This window comes from Rathayibacter sp. Leaf296 (assembly GCF_001423045.1).
Classification (GTDB): domain Bacteria; phylum Actinomycetota; class Actinomycetes; order Actinomycetales; family Microbacteriaceae; genus Rathayibacter; species Rathayibacter caricis.
Map to the genome: position 1 here is coordinate 661474 of NZ_LMNR01000002.1, position 15279 is coordinate 676752.

The window sequence follows — 15279 nt, forward strand, 5'->3', positions numbered from 1 at the left end:
CCGGGGAGGTCGCATGCTCAGCGTGCAGAACATCAGTCGCAGTTTCGGCGAGCGCCGCGTCGTCGACGACGTCAGCTTCGACGTCGCCCGAGGGCGCCTCACCGGCTTCGTCGGCGGCAACGGCGCCGGCAAGACCACGACCATGCGGATGATCCTCGGGGTCCTCCGCCCCGACTCCGGCACGGTGACGCTCGACGGCTCGCCCGTCGGCCAGGCGGCCCTGCACGGCTTCGGCTACATGCCGGAGGAGCGCGGCCTCTATCCCAAGATGGAGATCGGCGAGCAGCTGGCCTACCTCGCACGTCTGCACGGCATCGACAAGGCGACCGCCGTGCAGCGCGGGGACGACCTGCTCGAGCGCCTCGGACTCATCGAGCGCCGGCGGGACAAGCTCGAGGCGCTGTCGCTGGGCAACCAGCAGCGCGTGCAGGTCGCCGCGGCTCTCGTGCACGACCCGGACGTGCTCATCATGGACGAGCCGTTCTCCGGGCTCGATCCGCTGGCCGTCGACGAGGTCGTGGCCGTGATCGCCGAGCACGCGGCACGCGGGGTGCCGGTGCTGTTCTCCTCCCACCAGCTCGACGTGGTCGAGCGGCTCTGCGACGACCTGGTCATCATCGCGGGCGGCAGGGTGCAGGCGGCCGGCGAGCGCGAGGCGCTGCGCGATCAGCACTCCGGCGACCGCTGGTCGCTCGAGATGAGCGGCGACGTCGGCTGGATCCGCGGCCTGCCCGGCGTCGAGGTGGCCGAGCTCGCCGGGACGTCGGCGCTCTTCCACGCCGATGCGGCCGCCGCCGACGCCGTCCTGCGTGCAGCGGTCGAGCGGGGCACCGTGTCGTCCTTCCGGCCCGTGGGGCCGACCCTCGGAGAGATCTTCCGGGACATCGTGGTCAGCGCACCCTCGGGTGCCGACGAGAGAGCAGCAGCCTGATGAGCACCAGCACCGGCACCCCCGCGACCGGCAGCGCCCCTCGCCCGGACGCCCCCCGCGACGCGCGCCTCGGCACCTGGGGCGCGACGCTCCTCGTCGCCGAGCGCGAGATCCTCTCGCAGGTGCGCTCGAAGGCGTTCCTCGTCTCGACCGTGATCACCCTCGTCCTGGTGATCGGCGGCATCGTCCTCTCGAGCGTGCTGGGGAACCGCACCGCCGAGGCGACGCCGGTCGCGGTCGTCGGGTCCGTGCCCTCCGCCGTCACCGACTCCGGCACCCTCGAGATCACCGAGGTCGCCACGCAGGCCGACGCGGAGGACCTGGTGCGCGACGGGACCGTCGACGCGGCCCTCGTCCCCGACGACTCCCCGCTCGGCTTCTCGATCGTCGCCCTCGACGAGGCCCCCGAGGGCCTGGTCTCGGCCCTGTCCGTCAGCCCCGAGGTCGCCCTCCTCGACCCCTCCGAGACCCCGTCGGGTCTCCGCACGCTCATCGGGCTCGCGTTCGGCCTGGTCTTCATGCTCGCCGTCCTCGGCTCGGGGGCGACGATCATGCAGAACACGGTCCAGGAGAAGCAGTCGCGCATCGTCGAGATCCTGCTCGCCGCCGTCCCCGCCCGAGCGCTGCTCGCCGGCAAGATCCTCGGCAACTCGGTCATCGGAGTCGGCACCGCGGCCGCCATCGCCGCCGCGTCCGCACTCGGGCTGGCGATCACCGGCCAGACCGAGCTGCTCGATCTGCTGTCGGCTCCGCTGATCTGGTTCGTCGTCTTCTTCGTCTTCGGGTTCGTCCTGGTCGCGAGCGTCTTCGCCGCCGGAGCCGCCCTGGTCTCGCGCCAGGAGGACACGGGCTCGGTGATGACCCCCGCGATGATGCTCGTGATGGTCCCGTACTTCGGCGTCGTGCTCTTCGGCGACAACGCGCTCGTCATGACGATCCTGTCGTACGTCCCGTTCAGCGCTCCCGTGGCGATGCCCGTGCGCCTGTTCTTCGGCGAGGCCGACTGGTGGGAGCCGCTCGTCTCGCTCGCGCTCCTCATCGTCGCGACGACCGCAGTGATGGCCGTGGCGAGCACGATCTACACCAACTCGCTGCTGCGGATGGGCTCGAGGGTGAAGCTCCGCGAGGCGCTGAAGTCGAGCTGACTGCGGTCCGCATCGCTCGGCTCCCCGGGCGGCGGGTGCGCTAGGGTCCCGCCATGCAGCGCAGGCGGACCGGAGCGCTCCCCGCCGTCCGCGCGTGCCGGACCGCGCGGTGAGCGGCACGCTCCTGCTCGCGATCGCCGGGCTCGCGGCGCTCGACGCGTTCAACCCCGCGACGATCGTGGCGGTGACCCTCATCCTCCTGGCCGCTCCGCGACGCCCGGCGCTGACGGCGCTCGTGACGGTCCTCGGCGCCGCGCTCACCGTGTTCAGCGCCGGGGCCGCCCTGTTCTTGGGCGCCGGTGCGGCAGCCGGAGCCGTGGACGGCATCGTCCAGGGCGTCCGCTACGTCGCGTTCGCCGCGGCCGGAGCGGTGCTGATCGTCTCGGGTCTCCGGCGGTTCCGCAGTCGGCCGCGCCGGCGCATCGGGCTCCCGGCCTGGTTCACCCCCTGGACGGCGCTGCCGTTCGGAGCACTGCTCACCGGTGCCGACCTGCCGAACGCGTTCCCCTACTTCATCGCGGTCGAGCGCCTCCTCGACGCCCGCCTCACTCCGAGCGAGGGCCTGCTGGTCCTCGCCGGCTATGCGGTGGTCTACTGCCTGCCCTGCCTGATCCTGCTCGCCGTCGGGCTCCTCGCCCGGAAGCGGACCCACGACGCGCTCTCCTACGTCGCCCTGCACCTCGGCTCGGGCGAGGTGCGGGCGTCGCCCGTGACGGGCGTCGCGCTGATCCTGCTGGGCGGAGTCGTCGCCTCGCTGCCGTACTGGGCACTGCGCTGAGCGACGCCCGCCGTGGGAGGGCGATCGTGCTGCCCTGACGACGAGCGCCCCTCCGCAGAGGCGGCCGTCGTCAGACGGGGGCCGGGTCCGTCGCCACGTCCTCGGGGGAGCCGTCGGCGCGCTCCGCTCCCGAGGCCCGCGCCGACCGCGGCCGCAGCTCGCTCACGATCGTCCCTGCCACGATGAGTGCCGCGCCGACGAGCGCCAGACCCGGGAGCCGCTCGCCGGCGAGGCGGCCGACGACTCCGCCCCAGACCGGCTCGGCGGCGTAGATGATCGTCGCGCGGCTGGGCGAGACGGAGCGCTGGGCCCAGTTCATCGTGAGCTGGATGAGGCAGCTGCTCGCCCCCAGGGCGAGGGCGGCGACGAGCCACACCCAGGAGAACGCGGGGATCGACTCCCCCGCGACGGGCATGGCCGCGAACGCGAGCCCGCCCGCGACGAGCAGCTGCACCACGGTCACCCGCCCGAGGTCGACGCGTCCGGCGAACACGCTGATCAGGATGATCTCGGCGGCGATCGGGACGGTGCTGACGAGCGTCGCGATCTCACCCGCCCCCAGCGCGACTCCCGGCTGCGGCCCGGCGACGAAGAGGAGCCCGACGAAGGCGAGTGCGACCCCGACCAGGGTGAGGACCCGCGGCCGCCGACGGAACACGACCCACTGCAGCAGCGGCACCAGGGGCACGTACAGGGCGGTGAGGAACGCGGAGGTGCTGCTCGGGATCGTCTGCAGGCCGGAGGTCTGGAGTCCGTAGCCGAGCGCGATCATCACTCCGATCGCCGCCCCCGCCCCGAGGTCGATCCGCCGCATCCCGCGCAGGGTGCGTCGGAAGACGAGGGCGCTGATCAGCCCGGCGACGACGAAGCGGACCCCGACGAAGAACAGCGGACCGCTGTGCTCCATCGCCACGTGCACCGCGAGGAAGGTCCCGCCCCAGACGGCCGTGATGCCGATCAGCGCCCACTCGGGCGTCGAGAACCGGAGGGAGCGGAGGAGCGGGAAGTGCAGCATTCTGCACACTCTAGGGTGCAGAATAGTGCGCATGCAACCGTCCTCGGTCCTCGCCCATGTCGGCAGCAACCTCCGCGAGGCCCGGCTGCTCGCGGGGCTCAGCCAGGCCGCGCTCGCGGAGCGGTCGGGCATCAGCCGGCGCACCATCGTGAACGTCGAGGCCGGAGAGGCGAACATCGGCCTCACCGGGGTCGACCGGCTCGCGGAGGCGCTCGGCACGACGTTCACAGCGCTCGTCTCGGCGCCGGGCGGCTCCCCGACGTCCATCGGCGAGGTGGCCTGGCGCGGCGCGGATCCGGCGAGCGTCGCGGTCCTGCTCGCCTCGGTCCCCTCCCACGAGGAGTCGCAGCTCTGGACCTGGACGCTCGGACCGGGCGAGCGCTACGACGCGCAGCCCGACCCCGACGGCTGGCACGAGATGCTGCTCGTCACCGACGGCGCCCTCCTCCTCGCCCGCGACGGGGAGGAGGACCTGACGCTGACCGCCGGGCAGCACGTCGCGTTCTCGACGGCTCGCCCCTACGCGTACGCGAACCCCGGGGCAACGCGCTCGGTCGCCTTCGTCCGCGTCGTCGTGCGCTGACGCTGACCGCCGCCGCGCGGATGGTTCACTGGAGGGATGATCGATCGTGACGCCCACCTCGCCGATTTCGCCGACTTCCTGACCGCGTCCCCCTCCTCCTTCCACGCCGCGGCCGAGACCGCCCGCCGCCTGGGCGACGCCGGCTTCACCCGCCTCGACGAGACGGAGGCGTGGCCCGACGCCCCCGGACGGTACGTCGTCGTCCGCGACGGCGCGGTCATCGCCTGGCACGTCCCCGACTCCGCGACCGCCGTCACGCCGTTCCGCATCCTCGGCGCGCACACCGACTCCCCCGGCTTCACGCTCAAGCCGAACCCCACGATCGGCTCCGAGGGCTGGCTGCAGGCCGGCGTCGAGATCTACGGCGGACCGCTGCTCAACTCCTGGCTCGACCGCGAGCTCGAGCTGGCCGGCCGGGTCGTGACCCGCGACGGGAGGGAGCGGCTGGTCCGCACGGGTCCGCTCCTGCGCATCCCGCAGCTCGCGATCCACCTCGACCGCGAGCAGAACGACGGCCTCACCCTCGACCGGCAGAAGCACACCGTCCCCGTGTTCGGCCTCGGCGACGCCTCCGAGGTCGACCTGCTCGACCTCCTCGCCGCGGAGGCGGGACTCGCCGACGCCTCCGACATCGCCGGCTACGACCTCGTCACCGCCGACACGCAGGAGCCGCGCCGCTTCGGCCTCGACGGCACGCTCTTCGCGGCGGGGCGGATGGACGACCTCAGCTCGGTCCACGCCGGACTCGTCGCCCTGCTCGCGGCGAGCGCCGCCGCCGCGCCGCCCGCTCGGATCACCGTCCTCGCCGCCTTCGACCACGAGGAGCTCGGCTCCGCGAGCCGCTCCGGAGCGAGCGGACCGTTCCTCGAGGACGTGCTGACCCGCATCGGAGCCGCCCTCGGCGCCGGTGTCGACGAGCGCGCGCGGGCGATCGCCGCCTCCTGGTGCCTGTCGGCCGACGCCGGTCACTCCGTGCACCCCAACCGCGCCGAGAAGCACGACCCGGTGAACCGCCCCGTCGCCGGCCGCGGTCCGCTGCTCAAGATCAACGCGTCGCAGCGCTACGCGACGGATGCGCGCGCCACCGCGATCTGGTCCCGCCTCTGCGCGGAGGCCGGAGTCGAGTACCAGGAGTTCGTCTCGAACAACTCCGTCCCGTGCGGCTCGACCATCGGCCCCCTGACCGCGACCCGCCTCGGCATCTCGACCCTCGACGTGGGCGTCCCTCTGCTCTCGATGCACTCCGCCCGCGAGCTCGCCCACGTCGACGACCTCGTCGCCCTCACGCGTGCCGTCGAGGCCTTCTTCACCTCGGAGGCCTGACCGCCGCGTCACCGGGAATCCCGCCGCGCCCCGCGCGGTTGTCCCCCGCATGTCCTCGCACCTGCTCATCGTCCACGGCTATCGCGCCTCGGTCCGGGCCCACTGGTTCCCGTGGCTCGAGCGCGAGGCCGAGTCGGTCGGCGCGACGGTGACGCGCGTCGTCCTGCCCGATGCGATGGCTCCGGATGCGGCCGCCTGGCGCTCGAGCGTCGCGGAGGCCCTGGGCGCCGCCCGCGGCCCTGGCCGCCTCGTCGTGGTCGCGCACAGCCTCGGCTGCGTGACCGCCCTGCGCGCCGTCGCCGCCACCGGGACCCGCGTCGACGGCGCCGTGCTGGTGTCGGGCTTCGTCGAGCCTCTGCCCGCCCTGCCGGCGCTGGACGCGTTCCTCGGTGAGGACCCCGGAGCCGTGATCGCCGAGGCGGGCCCGCATCTCGGCGCCGTGCACGTCGTCCGCTCCGATGACGACCCGTTCGTCCCGGCGTCCGCGACGGACGCCCTGGCGTCGGCACTCGGCGCCCCGGTCGACGTCGTCCCCGGCGGCCGCCACTTCCTCGCGTCCGAGGGCTTCACCGAGCTGCCGGCCGTCGGCCGCCTCGTGCGCTCCCTCCTCTGACGGCCCCTGCTGCCCCTCTTCGACACATCGCGGATCTCGATACGCGCGCTCTGCGCGCTACTCGATCAGCACGAAGAGGTCCGGAGCATTCCTTGCTGGTCGAGTAGCCCCGCAGGGGCGTATCGAGACCCACATCACCATGAGCGCCGACGGCGCACGCCCCCTCAGAACCGCGCCGCCACCTCGTACAGCACGTCGTCGTCGCCCGCGTACAGCCCGTCGGCCCGGGGCCAGTGCGAGATCACGTCGGTGAATCCGAGCTCCCCCGCCCGCCCGGCCATCTCCTCGAAGAGGTCGACGCTCGACAGCGAGTAGTGCGGCCCGGAGTCGAGCGACAGGTGCCGCTCGATCGAGCGCGGATCGCGCCCCGCCGCCTCCAGCGCGTCGTCGAGCCGCCCGCTCAGCGCTGCGACCGCCGACCACCACTCCTCGCTCGTCGTGCCCTCGGGTCCGGTCGTCACCCAGCCCTGTCCGCGCTCCGCGACGAGCGCGAGACCCTTCGGGCCGTTGGCCGCGAGCACGAACGGCACGCGCGGACGCTGCGCCGGCTCGCCGACCATCCGGGCTCCGCGGGCCGTGAACCAGTCGCCCTCGACGTCGATCCCGCCCGAGCCGGGCACCTCGTGCAGGAGCAGCACGTCCAGCGCCGACACGAACTCCACATAGCGCTCGTGCCGCTGCCGGGCCGTGTAGGCGGGCTGCCCGAGCACCGACGCGTCGAAGCCCGTCCCTCCCGAGCCGACGCCCAGCACGAAGCGCCCGCCGGCGATGTCGTCGACCGTCGCGACGTCCTTCGCGAACGGCACCGGGTGCCGGAAGTTCGGCGACGCGACGAAGGTGCCGAGCCGGATCGTCTCGGTGACGAGCGCCGCCGCGGTGAGCGTGGGGATCGTCGCGTGCCACACCTGGTCGGCGAGCGAGCGCCACGACAGGTGGTCGTAGGTCCAGGCGTGGTCGAAGCCGAGCCCCTCCGCCGACTGCCACTTCCGGCGGGCGGTGGTCCAGGTCTCCTGGGGGAGGATGACGATGCCGTGGCGCATTCCGCGAGTGTAGGTCCTGGCCGAGACGACGACTGCTCAGCTGATCAAGCGGTCCCCGAGTTCCGATGCCCCTCGGACGTAACGGTCCAGCAAGTCCGAGGCCTCCAACAGGCACCTCCGCGCACGGCCGAGAGACTCCGAGGCGTCCCGCGCCGCTCCGTCACCGAGCCCCTCGAGGTCGCGGACGAGCGCCGGCAGGAGGACGGCAACATCGTCCACAGCACGGCGGTCTAGCACCACCGCGGCCCTGGTCACTGCGAGCGAGGATGCGACAGCACCGAGATCACCACCGTGCATACGACGAATCCTCCTGCCCGTCCGGCACCTCGCGGTACGTGCCGATGCGAGACAAGGAGCCCTGCGCGCTCCTCAACTCGTCCAGCGCACGCGACAGGAGCGAGACGCTCGCCGCGAGCTCATCCCCGAGGCGGTCTCCTGCGGAGTGACCGCCGACGGATGACCTGCTCGAGTCCGCAGTCGTCGTCACCCGATGCAGAATGCGCTCGAGGTCCGACCGTGCCCTCTCCGCGATTCCCGAGCTCCGGTCGCGGACGCTCTGGGCGTTCGCATCGCGCACCCACACCTGCGCTACTTCGTCAGGTCGCGGACGAACGTCCGCAATTCGGCTTGAAGGCGGGTGAGCGCTAGTGCGCAGTCGCGGACTGCGCGTTGCGCCTCATCGACCTCCTTGGCCGCATCTTCTCCCGATCTGGAACCCTTGACGACCGCGTGAAGCTTGACCGAGTGGTTGTAAAGCTCCGTCGAGCAGGACTGTGTGCGCTGAGCGACCCCTTTCGCACTGCTCTCGATGCGTCGTGCCGCGGTGGCGATGTCGTCAATGGAGGCCATCTGATCCCTCGTCTCTCTCAGATCGCCTGAACACGGGTGAGCGCCGTCGCTGCGCGTTCGAGCGCTGCCGCCGAGGTGTCGAGCGACTTCTCCGCCGCCTCGAGGGAGACGAGCATCCTTTGCTCATACCCCTTCGTTCCGCCCTTGAGTTCGGAGCGGACGAGGAGGATGTTCTCGTTGTTCGCCTTCCGGAAATCCCGGATCAATCTGTTCTGGTCGTCCACGGCTCTCTTCAGCGCCGTCACCTCTGTAAGGACGTCCCTTAGTGCCATGCCGTGCTCCTGTCATCGTGGGCGAATGCGGCTGCTCCATCGGCGTCGAGCAGCGAATAGGGGATGAACACTGCAGGTTGCGCCATCTCGGACGCGTCCCAGACGAGTGCGCGGTTCGCGCGCTGCCGATGCTCGAGAAGCGGATCGCCGAAGAACTGCTTCATCGATGTGGAATCGAGTCGTGCGGCGATCCGCACGTCGAAGTGCGCCTCTCCTCCGTAGCCGATCTGATCGCGGAACGCGTCGAACTTCGACCATCCGCCGACGACGTGGATGCCGGCGGCGGGACCTGATCGGCATATCTCCTGGAACTCGCTCGGAAGTGAGCGGCACCGCTCGAGACCGATTCCGACCACGAACGTCGTTCTGTCGCTCGTGCGGTCAGCGTCGAGATCGGCAGCGATCGCGAGCACAGCGTCGGCGACTCCGGCGCGGGGGACGACCTCCATCGTGCAGCCCAAGGCTTCCCACGCGGCGACGAGGGCATCGCGGGTCTCCCGCCACTCGGCGTCCTCGATCAGGTCGAGCAGGACGATCCGCGCCCCAGGGCTCTGCGCTGCGAGGGCGAGGACGATCGACCCGAGGATGCTCCTCGCCTCGCCGGTCCCCAGGACGGCGACGTTGCGGCCCACCTCCCGCCCGAAGGGGAGGACGACCGGCTCACCGCCCACGTCCACCCGCGGCCCGAGCACGACGCTCGCCGGCCCGCGCGCGGCGCGCAGCGCCGAGACGGCGTCGAGGTCCTCGAGGATCGACCGGCGCCGTTCCCCGTCGAAGACGAACGGCGCGGGATGCCGTTCGCGTCCCAGGTCCCACCACCTGCGGCGCATCGGACGCAGGACGCTCTCGGCCGCATGGGCGATGCTCGTCTTCCGGTTGGCCGAGGGTGCGCCGTAGTCCAGATTGACGATCGCCTCGCGAGCCCGCAGGTGCGCGGCCGCGTCGTTCCGCATGCCGAGCGTGGCGTGCGACTCGCCCACGGAGTTCTTCAGAGCAAGCCGGATAGGGATCTGCCCGAAGAGCCCGTCGCCCGCCGATCCCATCAGCTGCGGCGTTCCTCCGATGGTCTGCGAAGCGAGGACGATATGGATACCGCAGGCACGGAAGAGGCGGACGGCTCTGATGAGCAGGCTCGCCGTCTCATCCGACTCGGAGTCGCGGTCGCCGAACATCATCTGGAACTCGTCGATGACGAGGAGGACCCGCGGCATCCGCCCGCCGCTGCTGAGCGAACGGTACTCCTTGATGTTCATCACGCCTGAAGCTTTGAAGACGCGCATCCGCTCCCGGTAGAGCTCGAAGAGGTGGCGCAGCGTGCTCGCACCGAACGCGCGGTCGGCGTCGAGACCGAGGACTCGGACGTGGGGGAGGTACTCGCCCGTCTTCTCATCGACGAACTGCTGCAGATTCACCCCCTCCTTGAAATCGAGCAGATAGAGCTCGAGCTCGTCCGGCGAGTACCTCTGGCAGAGGCTGTGGATCATGACGGAGAGCAGGTTCGACTTCCCTTGACCGACGGCACCGGTGATCAGCACGTTGTGCCGCTGATCGAGTTCGTCGCCGATCGTGACCTCGACGGTCGAGGACCCGTAGCGCCCGACCGCGAACGTCACTCCGTCGGCGCTGGACTCGGTCCAGGTCCGCTCACCGGACTGGATGTCCGAGAACCGGATCGGGTCGGTCGCCGCCGTCGCCAGCGTCCTCGCGGTGGCGATCGATGCCTCGACGATCTCCTGGGCCGTCGGAGCCGACCATCGGCGCCCAGGGGAGAGCGCTCGGACCCGGTCCACAGTGCAGTGCTCGCAGAGTCCGACGAGGAAAGGGTTCGCTCCGAGTGTCATGGAGTGCACGACGAAGCTGACTCCTGCCCGCGGTCCCGCTCGGAGCAGGACCGTCAGGGTGTTCAGCACCTCGTCCGGGAGCAGAGAGACATCGGTCGAGACGACCACGAGCTTGAAGCCCTCGACGGGGTATCCGACCGTGCGCCGGAAGTCGACGAGGTCGGCCGAGCGACCCTGCATCACGTTGTTCACGCCCTCGATGTGGGTCCTCAGGGAGCCGAGAGCGTCGGCGAACTCCCGCTGATCCGAGACGAGCTGCATCAGCTTCTGGCCTCCCGAGTTGACGGGAGCGAACGGTGCGGACAGGCCTGTGAGGGCATCGTCGAAGACCAGCACCTCGAGTTGGCCGGGACGGGTCCGCTCCAGCGCCTGCTTGACCACGGCCTGCGTGAGCTCGATGGACGAGCGGTCCACGATCGAATCCTCGATCCAGACGTTCGAGCGCCCGAGGAGCGGCAGGTGCAACGGGCCGATCTCGACCGTCTCGGCGACGGCGAGGATCGCGGACGGCGCCTGCACGTCAGGACGCGAGAGGAGTGAAGGGAGTGAGGTGGTCGCGTTGCTCGGTTCGCGACTCCCGCTCGTCCGCAAGGCGCCTCTGCACCGACGCCAGGTCTCGCCGGGCCGTGGTGAACGCCTCCTTCTGCGCGTTCCAGCGCACACGCGCCGCGATCGCGAAGCCCGCGTAGGCGAGGAAAGCGAGGCCCACCAACGCCAGCGGAGCCCATCCGGTACCCGCCACGAGCATCACGAGACCGATGCCGATCGGGATGAGCGGCACGTTCGTCTGCGCGCCCTCCGGCGCCGGTACCGAGGTCAGCGAACGACTCGCCGCCTCCAGCTCCGTGATGCGCGCGATCGTCTCGAGGAGTCGAGTGTGGAGTCGGCACCGCTCTTCGATGAACGCCAGCACCCGCGCCTTCGAGGAGGACTCGGTCGCTGAAGAGCCGATCCGCTCCCCCGCGCTGCGGTAGCGCGTGATGCTCGCGGCGGAAGCGGCCGGGTCATCACTCTGCGCGTACACAGCCCGGCAGATCGCCTCCTCGAGCCCCCGTTGGGTCGGCGCCGCCATCTCCACTCCCAGCGAGAGCCCGTTCTCGGCCGTCCGGAGCATCTCGTTGGCCTCGCCCTTCTGCGAGTGGGCCCAGGCCTTGCGCAGCAGGATCTCCGGCTTCTCCCCGTCGCCCGCCTTCGCCAGTGCGCGGTCGAAGCCCTGGATCGCCCGGTCGAAGTCTCCGTTCAGGTAGAAGACGAGTCCGCGGACGTGGTGCACGTCCGCCGTGTCCTCCCCAAGCTCGTCCAGCACGAACGCCTCGTCCGCACTCTGCTTGGCCTGCTTGAGTTCGTCCTCGCTGATCTGCACCCAGGCGGTGATGACGAAGGTCATGGGGTCGTCCGGCGCGACCTCACGTGCCTTCCTCGCTGCGACGGCCGCGGCGCCGAAGTCCCCGAGGAAGTAATAGGTCCAGGCGCGCGATTGCCAATCGATGAGGGGAGCGGCTGCCGTCTCCTGCGCGGGGCGGCGGATCAGTCCCAGGTCGTAGCGCTCACGCGCATCCTCGCTCGAGAACGCCTCCTCCGCTGCGCTGATGACGGTCACCAGGTCGCGACCCTCCTTGCCCACTGCGCCGGCGCGGGAGGCCCGAGCCGCCCACTGCACCGCGAGAGTACGCAGCTTCCGCGCGAGAACCTCGGTCGAATCGTCGCGGTCGAGGCCCAGGACGTCGTAGAAATCGACCGGAGCCGTCGCCGGGGCGGTGTCGTGCGTGAACGGAACGTGCGTCTCTGTCATGGTCGGGTCCTTCGGGAGGCGGAGCGGGGCGCTGACCACCCGGGGGCAGGATCGAGATCCAAGAGACACATCGTCTCTACTCCGGGCGACTCGATTCTGCAGCAGAACTGTGATTCCGCAAGAGTTTGAGATATTCCGTCTCATTCGAGAGCCGGTGAAGCAGGTTTTCGTGCCCTCCCGCTCCACGGATGTCTCGAGACCGGTCAGGCCCCCGCCGGCGTCGCCAGGATGTCGTCCCACTCCTCCGCGCGCTCCCAGCGGAAGCCGTGGCGTTCGTAGAGCCGGCGGGCGGGGCTGAGCTTCAGCACGTCGATCCGGAACGGCAGTCCCGCCCGGGCCTCTTCCGTCATCACGTGCTGCAGCACAGCGGAGCCGGTGCCGCGGCCCTGCGCGGACGTCGCGAGGTAGAAGTGCTCGATCCAGACCGCGTCCTCCTCGACGCGCGAGGCGATGCAGCCGACGTCGACGCCGTCGACCACGATCACCCGCGTGCGCTCGGGCGCGAACCCGTCGAGGAACCGGTGCCGCACGCGGTGCTCGTCGTAGCGGTCGAGCCGCTCGAGGTCGGGCCGCATCACGACGGCGCGCAGCTCCGCGATCCACTCCGCATCGTCGACGGTCGCCGGCCGCAGACTCCAGTCAGCGGCCACGGGGCTTCCGCGTGCGCCGCACGACCGCCTTCGCCGGGCCGGGACGCGCGGGCTTCTTCTTCCCGCCGCCCGCCTTCTCGGCCTTCTCCCGCGCCTCGCGGGCCTTCGCCTTGGCCGCCTTCGCGCGCGACTCGACCTTGGGAGTCGCGGCAGTGCCGCGCGTCGTGTTCGAGCTGCGGCCGCGGACCACGCCGATGAAGTCCTCGACGTCGTCCGTCTTCTCCTCCGTGACCCAGGCCAGGCGCACCGCGGACGGCGCGACTCCCGAGACCGGCACCGCCCGAACGTCCTTGCGGCTGTGCACGCGGGCGACGGCCTGCGGCACGATCAGCACGCCCACGCCCGCGGCGACCTGCTCGACGGCGTCGTCGAGTCCGGACATCCTCGGCAGAGCCCGCCGCGATCCGTCGGCGATCTCCACCGCGACGGCCGCCCACTCCGGCACCGCCGACGGCTCCTGCAGCAGGTGCTCGTCCGCCAGGTCGGCGACGTCGACCGACTCCGCGTCGGCGAAAGCGTGCTCGCGGCTCAGCACCACGACGGGCTGTTCGTCGTAGAGGTGGATGGCGCTGAGGAGGGAGGAGTCGACGTCGCCGCGGACGAACGCCACGTGCGCGCGGCCGTCGAGCAGCGCGCGCGCCGTCTCGTCCTCGGCGAGCGCCAGCACGCGCAGCGGCAGGTCCGCGCGGCGGTCGCCCCAGATGCGCGTCCACTTCGTCGGGGTGACGCCGGGCGCGAGGGCGACCGAGAAGACCGGGCCGGCCGGCTCCTCCGCCGCGTCCGCCTCGTCCCCGTCGACCGCAGCCTCGTCCAGGTGCTCCGTCCCGACGACGTCGGCGTCCTGCTGCGGGGTGTCCGGCTCGTCGCTCATCCGTCCAGGGTAGGCGCTGTGCGCGCGACGGTAGGGTTGCCGCATGGCCAAGGCGACACAGACGATGAAGGCTGCGACCGCGGCGAAGAAGCTCCAGATCTTCCTGCCCGCGACCCCGGAGGAGTTCCAGGAGTCGGCGATCACGCGCGAGCAGTACGACGAGCTCGTCGCGAACCCGCCCGCGTGGCTCGTGGAGCTGCGCGAGAACGGTCCGCACCCCCGCCCCGTCATCGCCTCGCGGCTGAACGTCTCGATCTCGGGGCTCGCCCGCGGCGGCCTCACCGAGGCGCTCACGACCGACGAGATCCAGGCCCTCCTCGACGAGGTCCCCGAGTGGCTCCGCGTCGAGCAGAACCGCTACGCCGAGGTGCGCCGCGAGCAGGCCCGCCTGAAGTCCGAGCGCGCCGCCAAGGCCGCCGAGTAGCCCCTCCACCCCCGGTCGCTCCCGCGAGATGCCACTCCGGTGCGCGCCACGCCGTCACAGGCGTACCGGAGTGGCATCTCGCGCGGCCGCTCCTACTGGTTCGAGAACGCCGCGTCGAACGACGCCGTCGGGGTCTTCCAGAGCAGCGAGCGGATGAACCCCACGGCCTCCGCCGCCCCGTGCAGTCGGTCCATCCCCGCGTCCTCCCACTCGATCGAGATCGGACCGGAGTAGCCGATCGCCTCGAGCGCACGGAACGCGTCCTCCCACGGCACGTCCCCGCGGCCGGTCGAGACGAAGTCCCAGCCGCGCCGCGGGTCCCCCCACGGCAGGTGCGAGCCGAGCACACCGGCCCGGCCGTTCCGCGGGCGCATCCTCGTGTCCTTGCAGTCCACGTGGTGGATCCGATCCTTGAAGTCCCAGAGGAAGCCGACCGGGTCGATGTTCTGCCACATCATGTGCGACGGGTCCCAGTTGAAGCCGAACGCCGCCCGGTGGTCGATCGCCTCGAGCGTCCGCACGCTCGACCAGTAGTCGTACGCGATCTCGGACGGATGCACCTCGTGCGCGAACACCACGCCCTGCGCGTCGAACTCGTCCAGGATCGGGTTCCACCGGTTCGCGAAGTCCTCGTACCCCTCCTCGATCACCGAGGCCGGCACCGGCGGGAACTGCGCCACGTACGGCCAGATCTTCGACCCCGTGAAGCCCACGACCACGTCCACACCGAGCTTCCGCGCCACGCGGGCCGAGCGCTTCATGTCCTCCGCCGCCCGCTGCCGCACGCCCTCGGCGTCACCGTCGCCCCACGTGTAGTCCCGCACGAGAGCCCGGTGGCGGAAGTCGATCGGGTCGTCGCAGACCGCCTGCCCGGTGAGGTGGTTCGAGATCGCGAAGACCTCGAGCCCGTACCGGTCGAGGATCTCGAGCCGCGACGCGACGTACGAGTCGTCCTCGTCCGCGCGCCGGAGGTCGAGGTGGTCTCCCGACGCCGCGATCTCGAGACCGTCGTAGCCCCACTCGGAGGCCAGGCGCGCCACCTCCTCGAACGCAAGGTCCGCCCACTGGCCGGTGAACAGCGTCACGGGACGGGTGGCGGCGTAGGACTTCTCGCTCATGGCGCTGTCTCCTTCGACAGGGGTGTCAGACGAC

General features: G+C 71.2%; 16 protein-coding genes. 7 read left to right on the top strand and 9 right to left on the bottom strand.

Annotation, left to right across the window (positions count from 1 at the left end; translation table 11 throughout):
- Positions 1-13: 13 nt before the first annotated feature.
- The 3 genes from ASF46_RS13280 to ASF46_RS13290 all read left to right on the top strand — a co-directional run bounded on the left by ASF46_RS13280 (position 14) and on the right by ASF46_RS13290 (position 2854).
- Positions 14-931 carry an ABC transporter ATP-binding protein gene (locus ASF46_RS13280; RefSeq protein ID WP_056868021.1) on the top strand — a complete coding sequence of 306 codons (918 nt, stop codon included), beginning with the start codon at positions 14-16 and terminating at the stop codon, positions 929-931.
- The gene (locus ASF46_RS13285) at positions 931-2076 is read left to right on the top strand and encodes an ABC transporter permease (RefSeq protein WP_056868022.1); all 1146 of its coding nucleotides are present in this window, start codon (positions 931-933) and stop codon (positions 2074-2076) included. The genes ASF46_RS13280 and ASF46_RS13285 overlap by 1 nt, the downstream gene beginning before the upstream one ends.
- A 109-nt stretch (positions 2077-2185) precedes the next feature.
- Positions 2186-2854: a GAP family protein gene (locus ASF46_RS13290; RefSeq protein WP_162240181.1), complete on the top strand. Its 669-nt coding sequence runs from the start codon at positions 2186-2188 to the stop codon at positions 2852-2854.
- Between the two features lie 70 nt (positions 2855-2924).
- Here the strand turns inward: ASF46_RS13290 and ASF46_RS13295 are convergent, their stop codons facing one another.
- On the bottom strand, positions 2925-3869 hold the full coding sequence (locus ASF46_RS13295) for a DMT family transporter (RefSeq protein ID WP_056868024.1): 945 nt from the start codon (positions 3867-3869) through the stop codon (positions 2925-2927).
- A 31-nt stretch (positions 3870-3900) separates the two neighbouring features.
- On the opposite strand from ASF46_RS13295, the gene ASF46_RS13300 reads away from it, so the two are divergent.
- The 3 genes from ASF46_RS13300 to ASF46_RS13310 are packed head-to-tail and all read left to right on the top strand — an operon-like array spanning position 3901 to position 6388.
- Complete coding sequence (locus tag ASF46_RS13300) at positions 3901-4452, top strand: XRE family transcriptional regulator (RefSeq protein WP_056868025.1); 552 nt, start codon at positions 3901-3903, stop codon at positions 4450-4452.
- Positions 4453-4488: 36 nt separating this feature from the next.
- Positions 4489-5775 (top strand): M18 family aminopeptidase, encoded by a 1287-nt coding sequence (locus ASF46_RS13305; protein ID WP_056868026.1) that lies wholly within the window; start codon positions 4489-4491, stop codon positions 5773-5775.
- A gap of 49 nt (positions 5776-5824) precedes the next feature.
- Complete coding sequence (locus ASF46_RS13310; RefSeq protein WP_056868027.1) at positions 5825-6388, top strand: RBBP9/YdeN family alpha/beta hydrolase; 564 nt, start codon at positions 5825-5827, stop codon at positions 6386-6388.
- Between the two features lie 164 nt (positions 6389-6552).
- Here the strand turns inward: ASF46_RS13310 and ASF46_RS13315 are convergent, their stop codons facing one another.
- The 7 genes from ASF46_RS13315 to ASF46_RS13355 all read right to left on the bottom strand — a co-directional run bounded on the left by ASF46_RS13315 (position 6553) and on the right by ASF46_RS13355 (position 13703).
- Positions 6553-7428, bottom strand: a complete 876-nt coding sequence (locus tag ASF46_RS13315; protein ID WP_056868028.1) for an LLM class flavin-dependent oxidoreductase — start codon at positions 7426-7428, stop codon at positions 6553-6555.
- Positions 7429-8016: 588 nt separating this feature from the next.
- Positions 8017-8277: a hypothetical protein gene (locus tag ASF46_RS13330; RefSeq protein ID WP_056868031.1), complete on the bottom strand. Its 261-nt coding sequence runs from the start codon at positions 8275-8277 to the stop codon at positions 8017-8019.
- Positions 8278-8294: 17 nt separating this feature from the next.
- Complete coding sequence (locus tag ASF46_RS13335; RefSeq protein ID WP_056868032.1) at positions 8295-8549, bottom strand: hypothetical protein; 255 nt, start codon at positions 8547-8549, stop codon at positions 8295-8297.
- On the bottom strand, positions 8540-10909 hold the full coding sequence (locus ASF46_RS13340) for an FtsK/SpoIIIE domain-containing protein (protein WP_200919715.1): 2370 nt from the start codon (positions 10907-10909) through the stop codon (positions 8540-8542). The genes ASF46_RS13335 and ASF46_RS13340 overlap by 10 nt, the downstream gene beginning before the upstream one ends.
- Position 10910: 1 nt before the next feature.
- Positions 10911-12182, bottom strand: a complete 1272-nt coding sequence (locus ASF46_RS13345; protein ID WP_157602514.1) for a tetratricopeptide repeat protein — start codon at positions 12180-12182, stop codon at positions 10911-10913.
- Between the two features lie 203 nt (positions 12183-12385).
- Complete coding sequence (locus ASF46_RS13350) at positions 12386-12832, bottom strand: GNAT family N-acetyltransferase (RefSeq protein ID WP_056868034.1); 447 nt, start codon at positions 12830-12832, stop codon at positions 12386-12388.
- Complete coding sequence (locus tag ASF46_RS13355; RefSeq protein ID WP_056868035.1) at positions 12822-13703, bottom strand: LysR substrate-binding domain-containing protein; 882 nt, start codon at positions 13701-13703, stop codon at positions 12822-12824. Before ASF46_RS13355 ends, ASF46_RS13350 begins: the two co-directional genes overlap by 11 nt.
- A 43-nt stretch (positions 13704-13746) precedes the next feature.
- Here ASF46_RS13355 and ASF46_RS13360 point away from each other — a divergent pair, with 43 nt between their 5' ends.
- On the top strand, positions 13747-14127 hold the full coding sequence (locus ASF46_RS13360; RefSeq protein WP_055790667.1) for a DUF5997 family protein: 381 nt from the start codon (positions 13747-13749) through the stop codon (positions 14125-14127).
- A gap of 92 nt (positions 14128-14219) precedes the next feature.
- Here the strand turns inward: ASF46_RS13360 and ASF46_RS13365 are convergent, their stop codons facing one another.
- A complete protein-coding gene (locus tag ASF46_RS13365; RefSeq protein WP_056868036.1) occupies positions 14220-15245 on the bottom strand; it encodes a sugar phosphate isomerase/epimerase family protein in 1026 nt (341 codons plus the stop codon).
- Positions 15246-15279: the final 34 nt, after the last annotated feature.